The organism is Pseudarthrobacter sp. 10T415 (genome assembly GCF_056394175.1).
The window spans coordinates 1-869 of the sequence record NZ_JBFTHJ010000051.1; the positions used below are offsets into that span (position 1 = coordinate 1).

Consider the following 869-nt stretch of genomic DNA (forward strand, 5'->3'; position numbering starts at 1 on the left):
CCCAAGGGCCAGAACTACCTCTCCGTGGACCGCGACCTCGTCCTGGCCTACAAGGAATCCCCCGCCGGCCAGCTCATCCACCCCGGCATCAACGAAGCCGGCGCCGTGGCAGCCTTCACCGCCGCCGGCACCGCCTACGCCACCCACGGTGTGCCCCTGGTCCCGGTCTACGTGTTCTACTCCATGTTCGGCTTCCAACGCACCGGCGACGCCTTCTGGGCAGCAGCGGACCAAATGACCCGCGGCTTCATCATCGGCGCCACCGCAGGACGGACCACCCTCACCGGCGAAGGCCTCCAACACGCCGACGGACACTCCCCCCTGCTGGCATCGACGAACCCGGCAGTGGTCACCTACGACCCCGCCTACGGCTACGAAATGGGCCACATCATCCGCGACGGCCTCGAACGCATGTATGGGGAGGCCGCAAGCGGCGAAGGCACCGGAACGGCGTCGGATAAAAACCTCATGTACTACCTCACGGTCTACAACGAGCCCATCGTGCAGCCCGCCGAGCCGGAAAACCTGGATGTGCAGGGTGTGCTGGGCGGTATCCACCGGGTTTCGGCGTCGGGCGTTGAAGGACCCAAGGCGCAGATCCTTGCTTCCGGCGTGTCAGTGCCCTGGGCCATCGAAGCCCAGCGCATCCTGGCCGAAGACTGGTCCGTCTCCGCCGACGTCTGGTCCGTCACCTCCTGGAACGAACTCCGACGCGACGGACTCGCCGCCGAAGAAGAAGCCTTCCTCAACCCCGAACAACCCGCCCGGGTCCCGTTCGTCACCCAACAACTCGAAGGCGCCACCGGCCCCGTCGTCGCCGTCTCCGACTACATGAAAGCCGTCCCCGACCAGATCCGCCAATTCGTCCC

1 protein-coding gene is annotated in these 869 nt (G+C 66.3%); it reads left to right on the forward strand.

What is annotated here, in order from left to right; genetic code table 11:
- Window positions 1-869 (forward strand): transketolase-like TK C-terminal-containing protein (locus tag AC1DBN_RS21375; RefSeq protein WP_477724186.1); only part of this gene is annotated, 869 nt, incomplete at both ends.